This is a genomic window from Streptomyces sp. NBC_01520 (assembly GCF_045040375.1).
Lineage (GTDB): Bacteria > Actinomycetota > Actinomycetes > Streptomycetales > Streptomycetaceae > Streptomyces.
Genome location: NZ_CP109404.1, coordinates 2032256 through 2050044 on the forward strand (window position 1 = coordinate 2032256; position 17789 = coordinate 2050044).

Annotated in this window: 18 protein-coding genes; 7 read left to right on the forward strand and 11 right to left on the reverse strand. The window is 73.9% G+C overall.

Annotated features, from left to right (window positions below):
- Positions 1-36: 36 nt before the first annotated feature.
- Positions 37-771, reverse strand: a complete 735-nt coding sequence (locus OG524_RS09225) for a VIT1/CCC1 transporter family protein (protein ID WP_405391427.1) — start codon at positions 769-771, stop codon at positions 37-39.
- A gap of 237 nt (positions 772-1008) precedes the next feature.
- Between OG524_RS09225 and OG524_RS09230 the strand changes: the two genes are divergently transcribed.
- Genes OG524_RS09230 through OG524_RS09260 form a run of 7 tightly spaced genes read left to right on the forward strand, consistent with a single transcriptional unit; the run spans position 1009 to position 8906 of the window.
- Positions 1009-2136, forward strand: a complete 1128-nt coding sequence (locus OG524_RS09230) for an ADP-ribosylglycohydrolase family protein (protein ID WP_405391426.1) — start codon at positions 1009-1011, stop codon at positions 2134-2136.
- Positions 2133-3521: an ADP-ribosylglycohydrolase family protein gene (locus OG524_RS09235; RefSeq protein ID WP_405809780.1), complete on the forward strand. Its 1389-nt coding sequence runs from the start codon at positions 2133-2135 to the stop codon at positions 3519-3521. Before OG524_RS09230 ends, OG524_RS09235 begins: the two co-directional genes overlap by 4 nt.
- Positions 3457-4650, forward strand: a complete 1194-nt coding sequence (locus OG524_RS09240) for an ADP-ribosylglycohydrolase family protein (protein WP_405391424.1) — start codon at positions 3457-3459, stop codon at positions 4648-4650. Before OG524_RS09235 ends, OG524_RS09240 begins: the two co-directional genes overlap by 65 nt.
- Positions 4647-6014 (forward strand): ADP-ribosylglycohydrolase family protein, encoded by a 1368-nt coding sequence (locus tag OG524_RS09245; protein WP_405391423.1) that lies wholly within the window; start codon positions 4647-4649, stop codon positions 6012-6014. The genes OG524_RS09240 and OG524_RS09245 overlap by 4 nt, the downstream gene beginning before the upstream one ends.
- Complete coding sequence (gene rbsK, locus OG524_RS09250) at positions 6011-6895, forward strand: ribokinase (protein WP_405391422.1); 885 nt, start codon at positions 6011-6013, stop codon at positions 6893-6895. Before OG524_RS09245 ends, rbsK begins: the two co-directional genes overlap by 4 nt.
- Positions 6892-8088: a CaiB/BaiF CoA transferase family protein gene (locus OG524_RS09255; RefSeq protein WP_405391421.1), complete on the forward strand. Its 1197-nt coding sequence runs from the start codon at positions 6892-6894 to the stop codon at positions 8086-8088. The genes rbsK and OG524_RS09255 overlap by 4 nt, the downstream gene beginning before the upstream one ends.
- The gene (locus tag OG524_RS09260; RefSeq protein WP_405809783.1) at positions 8085-8906 is read left to right on the forward strand and encodes an HpcH/HpaI aldolase/citrate lyase family protein; all 822 of its coding nucleotides are present in this window, start codon (positions 8085-8087) and stop codon (positions 8904-8906) included. The genes OG524_RS09255 and OG524_RS09260 overlap by 4 nt, the downstream gene beginning before the upstream one ends.
- Positions 8907-9331: 425 nt before the next feature.
- On the opposite strand, the gene lgt is transcribed toward OG524_RS09260, so the two are convergent.
- The 10 genes from lgt to OG524_RS09310 form a co-directional block, all read right to left on the reverse strand.
- Entirely contained in the window at positions 9332-10306 is a 975-nt protein-coding gene (gene lgt, locus OG524_RS09265) for a prolipoprotein diacylglyceryl transferase (RefSeq protein ID WP_405391419.1), read from the reverse strand.
- Between the two features lie 73 nt (positions 10307-10379).
- Complete coding sequence (locus OG524_RS09270) at positions 10380-11201, reverse strand: DsbA family protein (RefSeq protein ID WP_405391418.1); 822 nt, start codon at positions 11199-11201, stop codon at positions 10380-10382.
- Positions 11202-11276: 75 nt separating this feature from the next.
- Positions 11277-12089, reverse strand: coding sequence for a tryptophan synthase subunit alpha (gene trpA, locus OG524_RS09275; protein ID WP_405391417.1), 813 nt, complete (start codon positions 12087-12089; stop codon positions 11277-11279).
- On the reverse strand, positions 12086-13324 hold the full coding sequence (gene trpB, locus OG524_RS09280) for a tryptophan synthase subunit beta (protein ID WP_405391416.1): 1239 nt from the start codon (positions 13322-13324) through the stop codon (positions 12086-12088). Before trpB ends, trpA begins: the two co-directional genes overlap by 4 nt.
- A gap of 148 nt (positions 13325-13472) precedes the next feature.
- Positions 13473-13742 carry a tryptophan biosynthesis modulator TrpM gene (gene trpM, locus OG524_RS09285; protein ID WP_405391415.1) on the reverse strand — a complete coding sequence of 90 codons (270 nt, stop codon included), beginning with the start codon at positions 13740-13742 and terminating at the stop codon, positions 13473-13475.
- An 8-nt stretch (positions 13743-13750) separates the two neighbouring features.
- Complete coding sequence (gene trpC, locus OG524_RS09290; RefSeq protein ID WP_405391414.1) at positions 13751-14560, reverse strand: indole-3-glycerol phosphate synthase TrpC; 810 nt, start codon at positions 14558-14560, stop codon at positions 13751-13753.
- Positions 14561-14675: 115 nt separating this feature from the next.
- The gene (locus OG524_RS09295; protein ID WP_405391413.1) at positions 14676-15182 is read right to left on the reverse strand and encodes a DUF2752 domain-containing protein; all 507 of its coding nucleotides are present in this window, start codon (positions 15180-15182) and stop codon (positions 14676-14678) included.
- Between the two features lie 83 nt (positions 15183-15265).
- Entirely contained in the window at positions 15266-15517 is a 252-nt protein-coding gene (locus OG524_RS09300) for an HGxxPAAW family protein (RefSeq protein WP_405391412.1), read from the reverse strand.
- A gap of 95 nt (positions 15518-15612) precedes the next feature.
- Positions 15613-16272 carry a TIGR02234 family membrane protein gene (locus tag OG524_RS09305; protein WP_405809787.1) on the reverse strand — a complete coding sequence of 220 codons (660 nt, stop codon included), beginning with the start codon at positions 16270-16272 and terminating at the stop codon, positions 15613-15615.
- Between the two features lie 14 nt (positions 16273-16286).
- Complete coding sequence (locus OG524_RS09310) at positions 16287-17780, reverse strand: anthranilate synthase component I (protein ID WP_405391410.1); 1494 nt, start codon at positions 17778-17780, stop codon at positions 16287-16289.
- Positions 17781-17789: the final 9 nt, after the last annotated feature.

Sequence of the window (17789 nt, forward strand, 5' to 3'; positions counted from 1 at the left end):
ACGTATGTCACACCGGTGCAACGTCCGGGACGCCGCTCAGCTTCCCACCGCCACGCCGAACAGGCTGCCCAGACCGTACGTGATCGCGGCGGCGGCCCCGCCGAGCAGGAGCTGGCGCAGTCCGCTGAACCACCAGCTGCGCGCCGTCACCCTGGCCACCACCGCGCCGCAGCCGAACAGGCCGAGCAGGGCCAGCAGCACGGCGGGCCACAGCGCGGTGGCGCCGAGCAGGAACGGGAGCACGGGCAGCAGGGCGCCCAGCGCGAAGGCGCCGAAGGAGGACACGGCCGCGACGAGCGGGGAGGGCAGGTCGCCCGGGTCGATGCCGAGCTCCTCGCGGGCGTGTATCTCCAGCGCCTGTTCCGGGTCCCTGGACAGCTGGCGCGCGACCTCCTGGGCGAGCGTGGGCTCGACGCCCCGGGACTCGTAGAGCGCGGCGAGCTCCCGCATCTCGTCCTTGGGGTGTTTGCGCAGCTCACGGCGCTCCACGTCGAGCTCGGCCTCGACGAGCTCGCGTTGCGAGGCGACGGAGGTGTACTCACCGGCGGCCATCGAGAACGCGCCCGCGGCCAGACCGGCGAGGCCCGTGATGACGAGGGTCTGCTGGGAGACGGCTCCACCGGCGACCCCGGTCATCAGGGCGAGGTTCGAGACGAGGCCGTCCATGGCGCCGAACACCGCGGGCCGCAGCCAGCCGCCGTTCACGTCGCGGTGGGTGTGGTTGTCCCGGTGCGCCTCGTGCAGTACGGCGTCGGTCTCGATGATGGACACAGTTCTCCCCTTCTCCGGAAGCGGGCTCCCCGCTTCCGGCCCCCGCTCGACATGATCGAACGTACGCATGAAAAAGGCCTCCCGCCAGCAAGGAAGGCCGTACTTACCCGCCTCGGGGGCCTCCTTCGCGGCATCATCCGTGTGGCCCTTTTGTTGCCGTGATCCGGCTCGTGGGGGCCTTCGCGTGGCACAGATCGCTCAGCCGGCATCTGCCGGGGTGAGCGAAGGGTCGACGCGATGGAGCTGATGGCGGACAGTCCGGCGGGGCCGCTGCCGGGTGCGGGGCCCGGCAGTACGGGTGACCGGGCCCGGGGGGCACTGCTGGGGCTCGCGGTGGGGGACGCGCTCGGCGCCCCGGCGGAGAACATGCGGCCCTCGGAGATCCGCCGGCGCTGGGGCCGGATCGAGGGCTTCGTCAGCGACGACCCGGCCGGCACGGACGACACCGAGTACGCGATCTTCTCCGGGCTGCTGCTGGCACGGCACGGTTCGGCGCTGACGGTCCCGCACGTCGAGCGGGCGTGGCACCACTGGATCGCCGACCTCGACGAGGGCCCGTTCCGCGGCGCGGGGTTCAGCGAGCGCGGCACGCTGGAGAATCTGCGACGGGGCCTGGCCGCGCCCATCTCGGCGCAGCACCGGCACGCATGGAGCGACGGTCTAGCGATGCGGGCGGCGCCGTTCGGCGTCTTCGCGGCGGGGCGGCCGGCGGAGGCGGCCCGGCTGGTGGCGGTGGACGGCCGGGTCAGCCATGAGGGGGAGGGCATCTACGGCGGCCAGGCGGTCGCGGCGGGGGTGGCCGCGGCGATGGTGGGCGCCGGGCTCGTCTCCGTGATCGCCGCCGCGCTCTCGGTCGTGCCGATGGACTCCTGGACGGCCCGTTCACTGCGGCGCGCGGTCACCGCCGCGCAGCGGCCGTACCCGGACCGGCTGACGAGGGAACGCGCGGTGCGCTCCGCGGTGGTGATCGGCGGGTATCCGTGGACGGACCTGGCCCCGGAGGCGGTGGGGCTGGCTTTCGGCGCGTTCACGGCGGCGCGCGGCGACTTCCGTACGGCGGTGCTGACGGCCGTGAACATGGGCCGGGACGCCGACACGACGGCCGCGGTGGCCGGGGCGCTGGCCGGCGCCCTGCACGGGGAGTCGGCGATCCCGCGGGACTGGGCGTCGGCGATCGGCCCGGTGCGGGGCAGTTGCCTGCCTTCGATGCGGGGCTATCACGTCCTGGACATCGCGGAGCTGCTGACCCCGGACGACGCGGACGACACCCCGGCCGGCCGGGACCGCCCCGCCGAACCCCCGCCGCGGGACGCCCCCGGCTCCCCGTGGGACGGCACGGCGGCCTGCCACGGAGCCGCCCGATGACCGCCGTGCACGGGGGCGGGGCCGCCCCACCCGCCCCGGAGACCCCGTCCCCCGGGCAGGGCACCGCCGCGGCGGACCCCCGCCAGGGTGCCGCCGCACCGGACGCGGTCCCCCGGGTCGCCATCCACATCACCGCCGGCCCGGCCGACCGCCCCCGCACCGGCGGGTCGGCCGCGCGGGCGACCGGCCGGCAGGCCCGGATCGAGGGGCTGCTGCTCGGGCTGGCGGCCGGGGACGCCGCCGGGTGGCCCGCCGCGCGGCACCGGGCGGCGCGGATGCCCGAGTGGACCCGGCGGCTCACCCGGGAGCTGGACACCTTCGCCGAGCAGAACGCGACGACCACGCTGCCGGTGCCCATCGCCCTCAACCAGCCGCCCGAACCGCTCCGGCTCGGCCCCTCCGACGACGCCGAGTGGGCCGCGTTCACCGCCCGGACCGTGCTGGCCGCCGCCGCGGACCACGCGCCCGGCCTCTCCCCCGGCCACCGGATGCGGGACGCGATCGACCGGTCGTGGAACGCCCTGGCCGCGAAGGTGGCCGCGGCCAGCGCGCGGGCGCCGGAGGTCGAGTCCGCCGTCCTCCCGCTCCGGGCCCGGATCTCCGTACGGGCCGGGCTGGGGAATCTCGCCGCCGGGCTGCGCCCGCCCGCCACCGGCCACGACAACCCGCACTACTTCGACGACGCGGCCTGTGTCAGGGCCGCCGTGCTCGCGGTCGTGCACCCCGGTGATCCGGCCGCCGCCGCCGAACTCGCCGAGTTCGACGCCCGGTACACGCAGGACGGCGACGGGGTGCACGGTGCCCGCGCCATCGCCGCCGCGATCGCCGAGGCCCTGGCCGGGGCGGACGTCGACACCGTGGTGAACGCGGCGCTCGACCGGCTCCCCGAGGGCACCGAGATCGCCCGCAACGCCGTCCACGCCGTGCGGCTGGCCCGGGAGTTCGCGGGCGAGGCGGCGGGCGCCTTCGCCCTCGTCCCTGTGCTGGAACACCAGATCGTCGACCATGTGTACAGCTACGGGATCGCCGCGGCCGAGACCGTGCCGGTCGCCCTGGCCCTGGCCACCGCCGCCCGGGGCGAGATCGCCCAGGCCGTGCCCGCCGCGGCCTGCCTGTCCCGGGTCGCGGACTCCGCGCCCGCACTCGCCGGAGCGCTGACCGGTGCGCTGGGCGGGATCGCCACCGTACCCGCGGGCTGGCGCGAGGCCTGCCGCACGCTGGCCGGGTGCGCGCTGCCCCGGCTCGCCGGTACGGATCTCATCGAACTCGCCGGGCTGCTGGCAGCCACGGAACCGGTCACCCCGGGTGGACAATTCCGGCATGACACCCAAAGCATCCGCACCGCTCGCGGCAGGCACGACCCCCACGACGCTCACCCTGGATGAGCGGATCACCGGTGCGCTCGTCGGGGCGGCCGTCGGTGACGCCCTCGGCGGCCCCGTCGAGGGCTGGACCCCGGAGCAGATCGCCGAACGCCACGGCGGCCGCGTGACGGGGATCGTCGGCCCCTGGCACGGCGACGACTGGCGCACCGCACGCCCCATCGCCCCGTACCACAAGGGCGACGGGCACGTCACCGACGACACCCTGATGACCCATGCGCTGATCCGGGTGTACGAGACGGTGCGCGGCCATCTCGACGCGTACGCCGTCGCCGACCACCTCGTACCGGATCTGATGTCCCGTCCGCGCTGGATCCCGGAGCTGGAGGCCGAGGCGCTCCCCCTGCAGCGGATCTTCCTCGCCGAGAAGTGGATCGTCACCCGGCTGCACTACGGCCACGCCGACCCGCGCGAGGCCGGCTCCGGGAACATCGTCAACTGCGGGGCGGCGATGTACATGGCCCCGGTCGGGCTGGTGAACGCGGCCCATCCGGAGGCCGCGTACGCGGAGGCGCTGGACGTGGCGGGTGCCCATCAGTCCTCGTACGGGCGGGAGGCGGCCGGGGTCCTCGCCGCGGCCGTCGCCGCCGCCTGCGTACCGGGCGCCACGCCCGGCTCCGTCGTCTCGGCCGCTCTGGCGCTCGCCAAGGACGGCACCCGGTCGGCGATCGAGGCGGTGTGCGAAGTGGCCTCCCGGTACACCGACTTCGAGTCCGCGCTGGCGCCGATCCGCGCCGCGGTGGCCCCGTTCGACACGGTGGGCCCGCACTACCGCGACCCCTCGCTCGGCGCCCGGCGGCCTTCCCGGCTGCACTCGATCGAGGAACTGCCGGTCGCGCTCGGGATGCTGCTCGTCGGCGGCGGCGACTTCCGGCACACGGTGCTCGGCTCGGTCAACTACGGCCGGGACTGCGACTCGATCGCGACGATGAGCGGCGCGCTCGCGGGTGCGCTCCACGGCGAGCCGGCGATCCCCGACGCCTGGGTGAAGACGGTCGCCGAGGCCAGCCGTCTCGATCTGCACGCCCCGGCACGGGCCCTGACGGAGGTCGCCCGCGAGGTCTTCGTACGGGACACCGCCCGCCGCCGGGCCCACGAGGCGGCGTTCGCGACGCTGGCAGGCCCCCGATGACCGTACGGCTGACGTGGGTCCAGCCCGAGGACCTGGTGGGGCACGAGCTGCGCCAGGCCGCGCAGGACGGCCGGGACGCCGGGGACATCGAGCGGAGCTGGTACGCGGCCGGCGGCTCCCCCGCACCGGAGCGTGCGGGGGCCTCGGAATCCCCCGCACCCCCCGGGCTGCGGGCGCTCGCCGAGCGGCTGCTCGACGAACTCGCCCTGCTGGAGAGCCCGTTGGCCGAGTACGAGCCGACCGGACTGGCCGCCGTCCGGGCCGCCTGTCCGCGCTGGCCCGCTCCCCGGTCCCGCCCCTCGGCCCTCGGTCCCGAACAGCTGCACGCGGCCTGGCTGGGCCGGGCGGCCGGCTGCCTGCTCGGCAAGCCCGTCGAGAAGCTGCCCCTGGCCGGCATCCGCGCCCTGGCCCGCGCCACCGGGAACTGGCCGCTCACCACCTGGTTCACCGCCCGCGGGCTGCCGGCCGAACTGGCCGCGGCCCACCCCTGGAACCGGCGCTCGGCGGCCACCTCCCTCGCCGAGAACATCGACGGCATGCCGGAGGACGACGACCTCAACTTCCCCCTTCTCACCGTGCTGTTGCTCCAGCGGCACGGCCGCGGCTTCACCACGGCCGACCTCGCCCGGCTCTGGCTGGACGAACTCCCGGCGGGCCGCGTCTTCACCGCCGAACGCGTCGCGTACCGCAATCTGCTCGACGGTCTCGAACCACCGGACACCGCCCGTCGGCGCAACCCGTTCCGGGAGTGGATCGGCGCCCAGATCCGGGCCGACGTGCACGGCTGGACCCACCCCGGCGACCCGGGGGCCGCCGCCGAGCAGGCGCACCGGGACGCGGTGCTCACGCATACCTCCAACGGGGTGTACGGGGCGATGTTCGTCGCCGCCACGATCGCCGAGGCGGCCGGCGGCGAGACGGATGTCCACGGCTGCCTGGCGGCCGGGCTGCGCGTGGTGCCGCCCCGTTCCCGCTACGCGCACGCGGTGCGCCTCGGGATCGCGACGGCCCGCGCCGAACCGGACTTCGACACGGTCGTGGACCGGCTGCACACCGCATACGCCGCCACCCACCACTGGGTGCACGTCCTGCCCAACGCCGCGCTGCTGGCCGCGGCCCTCACCCACGCGGACGGCGACTTCGGCCGTTCCGTCTGCCGCGCGGTGTCCGGCGGCTGGGACACCGACTCGAACGGCGCGACAGCCGGTTCGCTCGCGGGCCTGCTGGCCGGGCGGCCCGCCGCACTGCCCGACCGGTGGACGGCCCCGCTCAAGAACCGGCTCGCCACGTCCGTGTCCGGCTTCGGCTCCATCGGCTTCGACACCCTCGCCCGACTGACCTACCAGGAGGTACGCCGCCCATGACAGCGATCGCCGTACTCGGCAGCACCAACATGGATCTGGTCGCCTACACCGCCCGGGCACCCGGGCGTGGGGAGACCGTCACCGGACGGGAGTTCCGGACCGTACCCGGCGGCAAGGGGGCCAACCAGGCCGTCGCCGCGGCCCGCGCGGGCGGGGAGGTGGTGATGATCGGCGCGGTCGGCACCGACGAGTACGGCTCCCGGCTGCGCGCGAACCTGGAACACGCGGGCGTGGACACGGATCTGCTCCACACCGTCGCCGGCCCGAGCGGTACGGCGCACATCGTCGTCGACGACGAGGGCTCCAACGCCATCGTGGTGATCCCCGGCGCCAACGCGACCGTCACCGCGCTCGGCCCGGGCGAGAACGCCGCCATCGCCGCGGCCGGTCTGCTGCTCCTCCAGCTGGAACTCCCGCTCTCCGTCGTGACGGAGGGGGCCCGGACCGCGAAGGCCCGGGGTGTGCGGACGATCCTCACCCCCGCCCCCGTACAGCCGCTGCCCCCCGGGCTCCTCGACGCCGTCGACCTGTTGGTCCCCAACGAGCACGAGGCCGCCGCGCTCTCCGGGTGCGCGGAACCGCGTGCGGCGGCGGAGGTCCTGCTCCGGCGGGTCCCGGAGGTCCTGATCACCCTCGGCGGGAAGGGATGCCTGTACGCGGCCCGGGGCGGCGAGACGATCCGGTTCCCGGCCCCCGAGGTCACCGCGGTCGACACGACCGGTGCCGGTGACACGTTCGTCGGCACCCTCGCCGTGGCGCTCGCCGAGGGCCGGACGGTCCCGGAGGCGCTGGCCTGGGCGTCCTCGGCCGCGGCGCTCTGCGTGCAGAGACCCGGCGCCTCCACGTCGATGCCGTACCGAAGCGAGATCGATGCCGTATGAGCACGACGACCGCTCCCCTCGCCGGCCTGCGGGTCCTGGACATCGCCACGCTGTTCGCCGGGCCGCTCGCGGCCACCATGCTCGGAGATTTCGGCGCCGAGGTCATCAAGGTCGAGCATCCGCGCAGGCCCGATCCCTCGCGCGGGCACGGTCCCGCGAAGGACGGGATCGGCCTGTGGTGGAAGCTGCTCGGCCGCAACAAGCGCACCCTGACCCTCGACCTGTCCAGCCCCGGCGGGCGGGACGTTCTGCTGCGGCTCGCCGCGGACACCGATGTGATCATCGAGAACTTCCGGCCCGGGACGCTGGAGCGCTGGGGCGTGGGCTGGGAGGAACTGCGTGCCGTCAACCCCCGGCTGGTGCTGGCCCGGGTCACGGGCTTCGGCCAGTCCGGCCCGTACGCGCACCGGCCCGGCTTCGGCACGCTCGCCGAGGCGATGAGCGGCTTCGCCGCCGTCACCGGGGAACCGGAGGGGCCGCCGACCCTGCCTCCGTTCGGGCTCGCCGACTCGATCGCGGCGCTCGCCACGGCGTACGCGGTGATGACGGCCCTGGCCGGGCGGGACCTCACCGGGCGGGGGCAGGTGGTCGACCTCGCGATCATCGAGCCGATCCTGACGGTGCTGGGACCGCAGCCGCTCTGGTACGACCAGCTCGGTTACGTCCAGCCACGCACCGGCAACCGCTCCCGCAACAACGCCCCGCGCAACACCTACCGGACCTCCGACGGCCACTGGGTGGCCGTCTCGACCTCGGCCCAGTCGGTCGCCGAGCGCGTCATGCGTCTGGTGGGGCGCCCTGACCTGATCGACGAACCGTGGTTCGCCGCAGGGACCACGCGCGCCGAGCACGCCGACGAACTCGACGACGCCGTGGGGCACTGGATCGCCCGGCGCACCCGGGAGGAGGCGCTCTCGGCGTTCGAGAAGGCGGAGGCGGCCATCGCGCCGATCAACGACGTGCGGGACGTGATGGAGGATCCCCAGTACCGGGCACTGGGCACGATCACCGAGGTCGACGACCCCGAGCTGGGGCCGCTGCGGATGCAGAACGTGCTGTTCCGGCTCTCGGAGACACCGGGGGCGATCCGCTGGGCCGGCCGGCCGCACGGCGCGGACACGGACGAGATCCTGGCCGGACTCGGCCTGTCGGCCCCGAAGATCGCGGCGCTGCGGGAGGAGGGGGCGCTGTGAGTGCCCCGGCGGTGGCGCTGACCTGGCTGTACGTCCCCGGGGACCGGCCCGCGGTGGTCCGTAAGGCGCTCGGCTCCGGGGCGGACGTGGTGATCGTGGACCTGGAGGACTCGGTCGCGCCGGACCGCAAGGAGTACGCACGGGCCGCGACCGTGGAACTCCTCACGGATCCGGTCACGGCCGACCCACTGGCGGTGCCGGTCCATGTCCGGGTCCACGGCGAGGACGACGTGACGGCCCTGAAGGAGTTGCCCGGGCTGTCCGGGATGCGGCTCCCCAAGATCACCCACGCGGCGTCCGTGCACCATGTCGCGGCGCTGGCACCGGGGGTCGCGCTGTATCCGCTGCTGGAGTCGGCGCTGGCGATCGAGCACGCGTACTCGATCGCCGGTGCCCATCACGAGGTCCGGGGCATCGCGCTCGGCGAGGCGGACCTGCGGGCGGATCTGGGCGTACGGGACGACGCCGGGCTCGACTGGTCGCGCTGCCGCGTCGTGGTCGCCGCCCGGGCGGCCGGGCTCGACCCGCCCGTCATGTCGGTGTTCCCCGACGTCAAGGACCTGTCCGGACTGCGCTCGTCGTGCGCGCACGGGCGGGGGCTGGGGCTGCTCGGCCGGGCGGCGATCCATCCCCGGCAGCTGCCGGTGATCGAGCGGGCGTTCCGGCCCACGGCCCAGGAGATCGAGGCGGCGGAACAGATCATGGAGGCGTCACGGACGGAGGCGGGAGCGCTGGCCCTGCCGGACGGAAGATTCGTCGACGCGGCGGTGGTGGCCACGGCCCGCCGCACCCTGACCCTGGCGGGACGCCTGGGGTGAGCGGGCCGGGACACCCGGGGCAAGCGGTCCGGGACACCCGGGGTGAGCGGGCCGGAACACCCGGGGCAAGCCGCGTCGGCCACCTGCCCCGGGGTGAGTGGTGCCAGGACACCCGGGGCGAGCCGCGTCGGCCACCTGCCCCGGGCCAAGCCGCATCGGCGGGACGTCCGGGGCGGCGTCGGCGGTAACGCCCGGGGTGATCCCCGGGGCGGCGACGCCCCGGGGTGAGCCATCCGGCGGCATGCCCCTGCCAGTCCTGCTGGGCGGGTGCGCCGGAGCGGAGCGGGCCCGGGTGTGCGCTCGGTCCTGCTGACGTGCCCCCTGACGGCAACACCCGGGGGTGCCCCGGGTGGGCTCCCGGTCGTGGCACACGCACAGGGGCCGCCGGACCTCGCGGTCCGGCGGCCCCTGTGCGTGCGGGTGCGTCAGCTCTTGTCGGCCTTCTGCGGGGCCTCGTCGCCCTCCGGCGCCTTCGCCTCCGCGTCGGCGGTGTCCTCCGCGTCGGCGTCCTGGGTGGCGGCCGTCTCCTCGGCGTCGTCCTTGCCGGACTCGCCGTCCTCGTCCGCCTCGGTCTTCGTCAGGTCCGCGGCGGCGGGCTCGACGATCTCCTCGCGGCCCGGGCGCACCTTCGCCGAGATCACGATGTACGTCACCGCCAGCACGAAGACGATGATCGCCGTCCACACGTTGAGCCGCAGGCCCAACACGTGGTGCGCCTCGTCGACCCGCATGTACTCGATCCACGCACGGCCCGCGCAGTACGCGGCGACGTACAGCGCGAACGCCCGGCCGTGTCCGAGCTTGAAGCGGCGGTCCGCCCAGATGACCAGGGCCGCGACGCCGAGGCACCACAGCGACTCGTACAGGAACGTCGGGTGGTAGGTGCCCGCCACCCGGTTCGCGCCCTTGCTGATCTCCAGGGCCCACGGCACGTCCGTCGGCTTGCCGTACAGCTCCTGGTTGAACCAGTTGCCCCAGCGGCCGATCGCCTGGGCGATGGCGATGCCGGGTGCCAGGGCGTCGGCCCAGGCGGGCAGCGGGATCCCGCGGCGGCGGCAGCCGATCCAGGCACCGACCGCGCCGAGCGCGATCGCGCCCCAGATGCCGAGGCCGCCTTCCCAGATCTTGAAGGCGTCCACCCAGTTCTCACCGTCGCTGAAGTACAGCTGGTAATCGGTGATCACGTGGTAGAGCCTGCCGCCGACGAGGCCGAAGGGCACGGCCCAGACGGCGATGTCGGCAACGGTGCCGGCTCTGCCGCCCCTGGCGATCCAGCGCTTGTTGCCGAACCAGACGGCGACGAAGACACCGATGATGATGCAGAACGCGTAGCCGCGGAGCGGGATCGGGCCGAGCTCGATCACGCCGGTCGACGGGCTGGGAATGAAGGCAAGGTTCATGACGGGGTCGACGCTACCCTGCCGGACGGGACGTACGGCAAGCCGTCCGGCAACTTCTGGGTAACGAGGCGCCTCATGAGGAGGGTGTCACCCCCGGCGTGGCCGGTTTCTTGCCCTTGTTGGCCTCGGCCACCCACTTCTTGAGGTTCGCGACGGAGATCTCCTCGTCGCCCTTCTTCGGGAAGACCGACTCGCCGTTGAGCAGCGCGGTCGGAGTCCCCTCGAAGCCGCCCTCGCCGAAGGCCGTATTGGACTTCTCGACCCAGCTGTCGTGCGTGCCGTCCTCGACGCAGCTACGGAAGGCGGGCGTGTCCAGGCCGTCCACCGAGCCCGCCAGCTCGATCAGCTTGCTGTTGTCGGCGAAGGCGTCGTCCGACTCGGCGGGCTGATTGCGGTAGAGCACGTCGTGGTACGCGGCGAACTTGCCGGCGTCCTGGGCGCAGGCCGCCGCGTTGGCCGCCCGCAGCGAGCCGCTGCCGCCGAGATTGCCGTCGATGATCGTGGCCAGGTGGTAGTCCACCTTGAGCTGGCCGCTGTCCGCCAGCTCCGCGATCGTGTCCCGGAAGGCGTCCTCGAACTGGGCGCAGACCGGGCAGCGGAAGTCCTCCCAGATCGTGAGCGTGGACGGCGCGTCGTCCGCCCCGGCCTGGAGGGTGAGGCCGTCCTCGCCGGTGGCGCCGGACGGGGTGACCACGGGGCCCGCCTGGCTGTCACCGTCGTCCTTGCCCGCGTTGGCGGCGATCAGGCCGATGACGGCGGCCAGCGCCAGCACCCCCACCACGGCGGTCGCGACGATCAGCGTGCGCCTGCGGCGCTCCCGCGCACGGTCCAGCTCACGCTGCTGTACGAGCCGGTCGCGCGCGGCTCTCTTTCGCTCGTTGTTCTTGTCGCTCACACCGCGCAAACGAACCGGGGAGGCACGTCAGCGCCTCCCCGGTTCCAGGTTCACCCGTACGTGTGCGGACCGAGGTCAGCGCTTTCGAACACCCTCGGCGAGCCCGGCGGCCAGCTCACGGACGGCGACGAGACCGGCGGCCTCGTCCGGCGCGTCCAGCATCCGCTTGACGAAGGCCGAGCCGACGATCACCCCGTCCGCGAAGGCCGCGACCTGCCGGGCGTGCTCGGGGGTGGACACGCCGATGCCGACGCAGACCGGCAGGTCGGTGGTGGCGCGGGTGCGCCGCACCAGGTCCTGGGCCTGCTCGCCGACCGACTCGCGGGTGCCGGTGACGCCCATCAGCGAGGAGGCGTACACGAAGCCGGAGCCGGCTGCCGTGATGTCGGCGAGCCGCGCGTCCTGACTGCTCGGCGCGACGACGAAGACGGTGGCGAGACCGTGCTTCTCGGCGTGCTCGCGCCACAGTCCGGACTCCTGGACCGGCAGGTCGGGCAGGATACACCCGGCGCCGCCCGCCTCGGCGAGCTCGGCGGTGAAGCGTTCCACCCCGTAGCGGTCGATCGGGTTCCAGTACGTCATGACGAGGACGGGGACACCGGTGGCCTCGTACGCCTCGCGGACCGTGCGCATGATGTCGGCGATCCGGACGCCGCCGCGCAGCGCGATGTCGTCGGCGGTCTGGATGACCGGTCCGTCGAGCACCGGGTCGCTGTGCGGGAGGCCCACCTCGACGACGTCGGCGCCGCCCGCGACGACCGCCTTGACCGCCTCGATGCCGCCGTCGACGGTCGGGAAGCCGCCGGGCAGGTAGGCGATGAGCGCGGCCCTGTCCTCGGCTGCCGCCTTCGCCAGCGTCGCCTCAAGAAGCTCTCGGTTGCCGCTCACTTCTCCCCCTCCTGGTCGTACAGGCCGAAGTACCGTGCGGCCGTGTCCATGTCCTTGTCACCACGGCCGGACAGGTTGATCAGGATCAGCCCGTCCTTGCCCAGCTCCTGACCGACCTCCAGGGCCCCGGCCAGCGCGTGCGCGCTCTCGATGGCCGGGATGATCCCCTCGGTGCGGGACAGCAGGCGCAGCGCCTGCATGGCGGCGTCGTCCGTCACCGCGCGGTACTCGCCACGGCCGACGTCCTTGAGGTAGGCGTGCTCCGGGCCGATGCCCGGGTAGTCCAGGCCCGCCGAGATGGAGTACGGCTCGGTGATCTGGCCCTCGTCGTCCTGGAGGACGTACGACCGGGAGCCGTGCAGGATCCCGGGCTCGCCCGCGGTCAGTGTCGCCGCGTGCTCGCCGGTCTCCACGCCGTGTCCGGCGGGCTCGCAGCCGATCAGCCGGACGCCCGCGTCCGGGATGAAGGCGTGGAAGAGGCCGATGGCGTTGGAACCGCCGCCGACACAGGCGATCGCGGCGTCCGGCAGCCGGCCGGTGCGCTCCAGGATCTGGCGGCGGGCCTCGACACCGATCACCCGGTGGAAGTCGCGGACCATCGCCGGGAAAGGGTGCGGTCCGGCGACCGTGCCGAAGAGGTAGTGCGTGCGGTCCACGTTGGCGACCCAGTCGCGGAACGCCTCGTTGATGGCGTCCTTGAGCGTCCTGGAGCCGGACTTCACGGCGATGACCTCGGCCCCGAGCATCCGCATCCGCGCCACGTTCAGCGCCTGCCGCTCGGTGTCGATCTCACCCATGTAGATGGTGCACTCGAGCCCGAAGAGGGCGCATGCGGTCGCCGTGGCGACACCGTGCTGGCCGGCTCCGGTCTCGGCGATGACCCGGGTCTTGCCCATGCGCTTGGTGAGCAGCGCCTGCCCCAGGACGTTGTTGATCTTGTGCGAGCCGGTGTGGTTCAGGTCCTCGCGCTTGAGGAAGACCCGGGCGCCTCCGGCGTGCTCGGCGAAGCGCGGGACCTCGGTCAGGGCGCTGGGCCTGCCCGTGTAGTGGACCATGAGCTCGTTGAGCTCGGCGGCGAACGCCGGGTCGGCCTTGGCCTTGTCGTACTCGACGGCGACCTCGTCCACGGCGGCGACCAGCGCCTCCGGGATGAACTTGCCACCGAACGCACCGAAATACCCCTCGGCGCTGGGGATCAGACCCTCGGGGTCCGGAATGAAGAAGTCGGACGACATGCGGCGTACTCCTCGACCTTGCAACGGGTGGTTTCACCGTATGCGCCGTGAGCGGAGTGCCGTACCGGCCGGTGGGCGGTCGGTGCGGTGGGTCGTGCGGCTCCCCGGGCGCGAGGTGCGCGGAGGGAGGGGCGACGGCCGGGGTTCGCTACGGCGCGGACCCCGTGCGCCATCGCATGCCGTTGACCTGTCCCGGCTCGTCGCCGATCACGTACCGGACGCGCCGGCCGTGCACCCGCCGGGCGGGGGCGCGGCAGCCGCGGTGCCAGAACGGAGGCGCGCAGCGCCTCGGCTGGGGGTGGTCGCGCGGGACGGCCGGGCGGCAGCCGGGCGGCAGCGGCAGGACGTGCGGATCCCGGGCCGTCGCCCCGGCGGGGCGCAGGCCCGGCCGGACGCGGGGCGCGGGACGGTCGTGCACGGGTGCGGTCAGCCCCGTCCGTGCCGGAGCGCCGGGTGGGCGCCGGCGGCGACCAGGTCGGCGACGGCGGACCGCGGGTCGCGGCCGGTGACCAGGGACTCGCCGACCAGCACCGCGTCGGCGCCGGCGTTGGCGTAGGCGATGAGGTCGTGCGGGCCGCGGACACCGGACTCGGCGACCTTGACGATGTGGTCGGGGATCTCGGGGGCGACGCGTTCGAAGGTGGAACGGTCGACCTTGAGGTCCTTCAGGTTACGCGCGTTGACACCGATGATCTTCGCTCCGGCGTCCACGGCACGCTCCGCCTCCTCCTCGTCGTGCGCCTCGACGAGCGGCGTGAGGCCGATCGACTCGGCGCGCTCGATCAGGGAGACCAGGGCCTCCTGGTCGAGGGCGGCGACGATCAGCAGGGCAAGGTCGGCGCCGTAGGCCCGTGCCTCCCACAGCTGGTACGAGGTGACGATGAAGTCCTTGCGCAGGATCGGGATGTCGACCCTGGCGCGGACGGCCTCCAGGTCGGCGAGCGAACCGCCGAAGCGGCGCTGCTCGGTGAGGACCGAGATGACGGACGCGCCGCCGGCCTCGTAGTCCGCGGCGAGTGCGGCAGGGTCGGCGATCGCGGCCAGGGCCCCCTTGGAGGGGCTGGAGCGCTTGACCTCGCAGATGACGGTCACACCCTCGCCGCGCAGGGCGGCGACTCCGTCCTTGGCCTGGGGAGCGCGCGCCGCGCGTTCCTTGAGCTCGTCGAGGCTGACACGCGTCTGCCGCTCCGCGAGGTCGGCGCGAACGCCATCGATGATCTCGTCGAGCACACTCACGCGAGCGGCCCCCTTCCGGAACGGTGATGAGGGAACAGGATCAGCCTTCTCGATGGTATCCGCAGGAGGCCGTAGGGCCCGCATCCGGTGACGCCACGTCCCACTACCTGGGCAGTCACGGCGCCAGTCCTGACCCGAACGGCAGATTCCGGACGACCGAGAAGACCAGCAGCAGGGCGCCCAGGCCCCACAGGCCGACAGGCCCGAGACCGATACGCAGGGGCTGACCCCGGCTCGCGCGGACCATCCAGAGCAGCCACACGGCCGCGAGGACGACGTAGCCGACGACCGCCAGGGCGTTGGCACCCAGCGCCGCGACGAGGTCGCCGTGGGCGAAGGCGTGGGCGCTGCGCAGCCCTCCGCAGCCGGGGCAGAACACCCCGGTGAACCGGAGCAGGGGGCAGACCGGGTAGTGGCCGGGTTCGTTGGGGTCGACGGCGGCCACGTAGCCGAAGGCTCCGACGACGACGGCCATGAGCCCGACGGGCGTGGCGAGCCGCCGCAGCCGGGAGGCCGGTACGGGCGCCGGGGGGAACACGGGGCCGAGACCGGCCGGGTGCGCCGGGGCGGCCCCTTCGGGCTCGGCGGGTACGGGGGCCGCGGGAGATGCTGAAGCGTCCACCCGCCGATTGTCCCCGCTGACGCGGAAAGGCGCAGCCCGGCCCGGGCTGCGCCTCGCGTCGTGTTCCTGGGACGGCACGGTCCTCAGGAGGAGATCTGCGCCTGCCCGGCGCGGGCCCTGGCCGCGGCCAGCTCGGCCGGCTCCTTCGGCATGCCGAGTCCGGCGACCTTCATGGCGAGACCGACGACCCCGCCGAGGAGGATGACGACGATACCGGCCCAGAAGCCGAGCGGGTTCGCCGCGACCATGAAGACGCCTGCGACGCAGAAGCCGATGAACGAGATGATGACACCGGTCCAGGCGGCCGGGGTGTGTCCGTGGCTGCTGCCCGCCATGAGTTGCTCCTCGTTGGTGTTGCGCTGAAGGTATCGCTGTACAGAAAGCTCGGTGCCATTGTCCCGTACGTGCCGTGGGACCCGAGCCTGGGGGGTCATGCCTCGCGCGTCGGGTCCTCGCCGCGGTCCAGGGCCTTCCACAGGTCCTCGGGCCGGTCGGGGTCCGGGGCGGTGCCGGTGGCCTTGCGCGGGCGGGGGGTGCCGTCGCGCTCGTACCGTCCGGACATCGCGGGCCAGCGGCTGCCGTAACGCAGGGCGAGCAGTCCGGCGAGCAGGATCAGCAGTCCGCCGGCGGCCGTGACGTACGGCCACGCGGTGTGGCTGAGGGCCTGGATGGTGGCCGAGGCGTCGCCCGTGGTCTGCGCGGCCTTCTCGTCGAGTGCCTCGCTGTCCGACGCTCCGGCGAAGGCGCTCAGTCCGGCACCGAGGCCGCTGAGGGCCAGCAGTCCGGCGACGAGCATCCGGCCGTTGCTGCGGACGGCGAAGACGGCGACGAGGGCGGCCAGGCCGACGACGGCCAGGGCGGCCGGGAGGCCGGTGACGTCCTGGCCGTCCGCGGTCAGCGGCAGGGTGCCGCCGCCGACGGACGCCCTGCCCTCCGCCCAGGTCTGCCCGGAGGCGAGGAGTACGACGGTGGCGCCGGCGGCCCCGAGGAGCAGGCCGGCGCCCAGGCTGCGGCGGCTTCCCGCGCTGTCGGGCGCGGAGGCGGCACGGGCACGGGGCTGGGGTACGGGGACTGCGCTCACGTACTCCACTATCCCCTACCGCCTCAGTGGGACCGGAGCCGGTTCGCCGTATGGACGGCGCGCAGCACCGCTGCGGCCTTGTTGCGGCACTCGGTGTCCTCGCCCAACGGGTCGGAGTCGGCGACGACGCCCGCTCCGGCCTGGACGTACGCGGTGCCGTCGCGGAGCAGGGCGGTCCGGATGGCGATGGCGGTGTCGGAGTCCCCGGCGAAGTCGAGGTAGCCGACGCAGCCGCCGTACAGCCCCCGGCGGGTGGGTTCGAGTTCCTCGATGATCTGCATGGCGCGCGGCTTGGGCGCGCCGGAGAGGGTGCCCGCGGGGAAGCACGCGGTGAGGACGTCGAAGGCGCTGCGGCCCTCGGCGACGCGTCCGGTGACGGTGGAGACGATGTGCATCACGTGCGAGTACCGCTCGACGGACATGAAGTCGACGACCTCGACGCTGCCGGGTTCGCAGACCCGTCCGAGGTCGTTGCGGCCGAGGTCGACGAGCATGAGGTGCTCGGCGCGTTCCTTCGGGTCGGCGAGGAGCTCGTCGGCCAGCGCCTGGTCCTCCTGCGGGGTGGCGCCGCGGTGCCTGGTCCCGGCGATCGGGTGGACCATGGCCCGGCCGTCCTCGACCTTGACGAGCGCTTCCGGGCTGGAGCCGACGACGTCGAAGCCGTCGAGGCGCAGGAGGTACATGTACGGCGACGGGTTGGTGGCGCGCAGTACCCGGTAGACGTCCAACGCGGTTGCGGTGCACGGTGTTTCGAAGCGTTGGGAGGGCACCACCTGGAAGGCCTCGCCGGCCCTGATGCGCTCCTTGATGTCGTCGACGGCGTCCTGGTAGGCCGGGCCGCCCCACAGGGCGGTGTACGGCGGGAGTTCGGAGGGCGGCAGGACGGCGGGGGCGTTCTCCACGGGCCGGGACAGGTCCCGCTCCATGGCGTCGAGCCGGGCGACCGCGTCCGCGTGGGCCTCGTCGACGCCGGTGTCCAGGTCGTTGTGGTTGATCGCGTTGGCGATCAGCAGGACCGTGCCGTCCCCGTGGTCGAGCACGGCGAGGTCCGAGGTGAGCAGCATCGTCAGTTCGGGCAGCTTCAGGTCGTCGCCGCCGTGCTCGGTGATCTTCTCCAGCCGGCGCACGATGTCGTACCCGAGGTAGCCGACCATGCCTCCGGTGAACGGCGGCAGGCCTTCGCCGCCGACCAGGTCGCGCGGGGTGTGCAGGGTCTCGACGGTGGCGCGCAGGGCCTGCAGCGGGTCCCCGTCGAGGGGGACGCCGACGGGCGGGGTGCCGATCCAGTGGGCCTGTCCGTCGACGGCGGTGAGGGTGGCGGCGCTGCGTACCCCGATGAAGGAGTAGCGGGACCAGGTCCGGCCGTTCTCCGCGGATTCGAGGAGGAAGGTGCCGGTGCGCTCGGCCGCGAGCTTGCGGTAGAGCCCGACCGGGGTGTCACCGTCCGCGAGGAGCCGGCGGCTGACGGGGATGACGCGCCGGTCGACGGCGAGCTTGCGGAAGGTCTCGAGATCCATGGCGGCTGA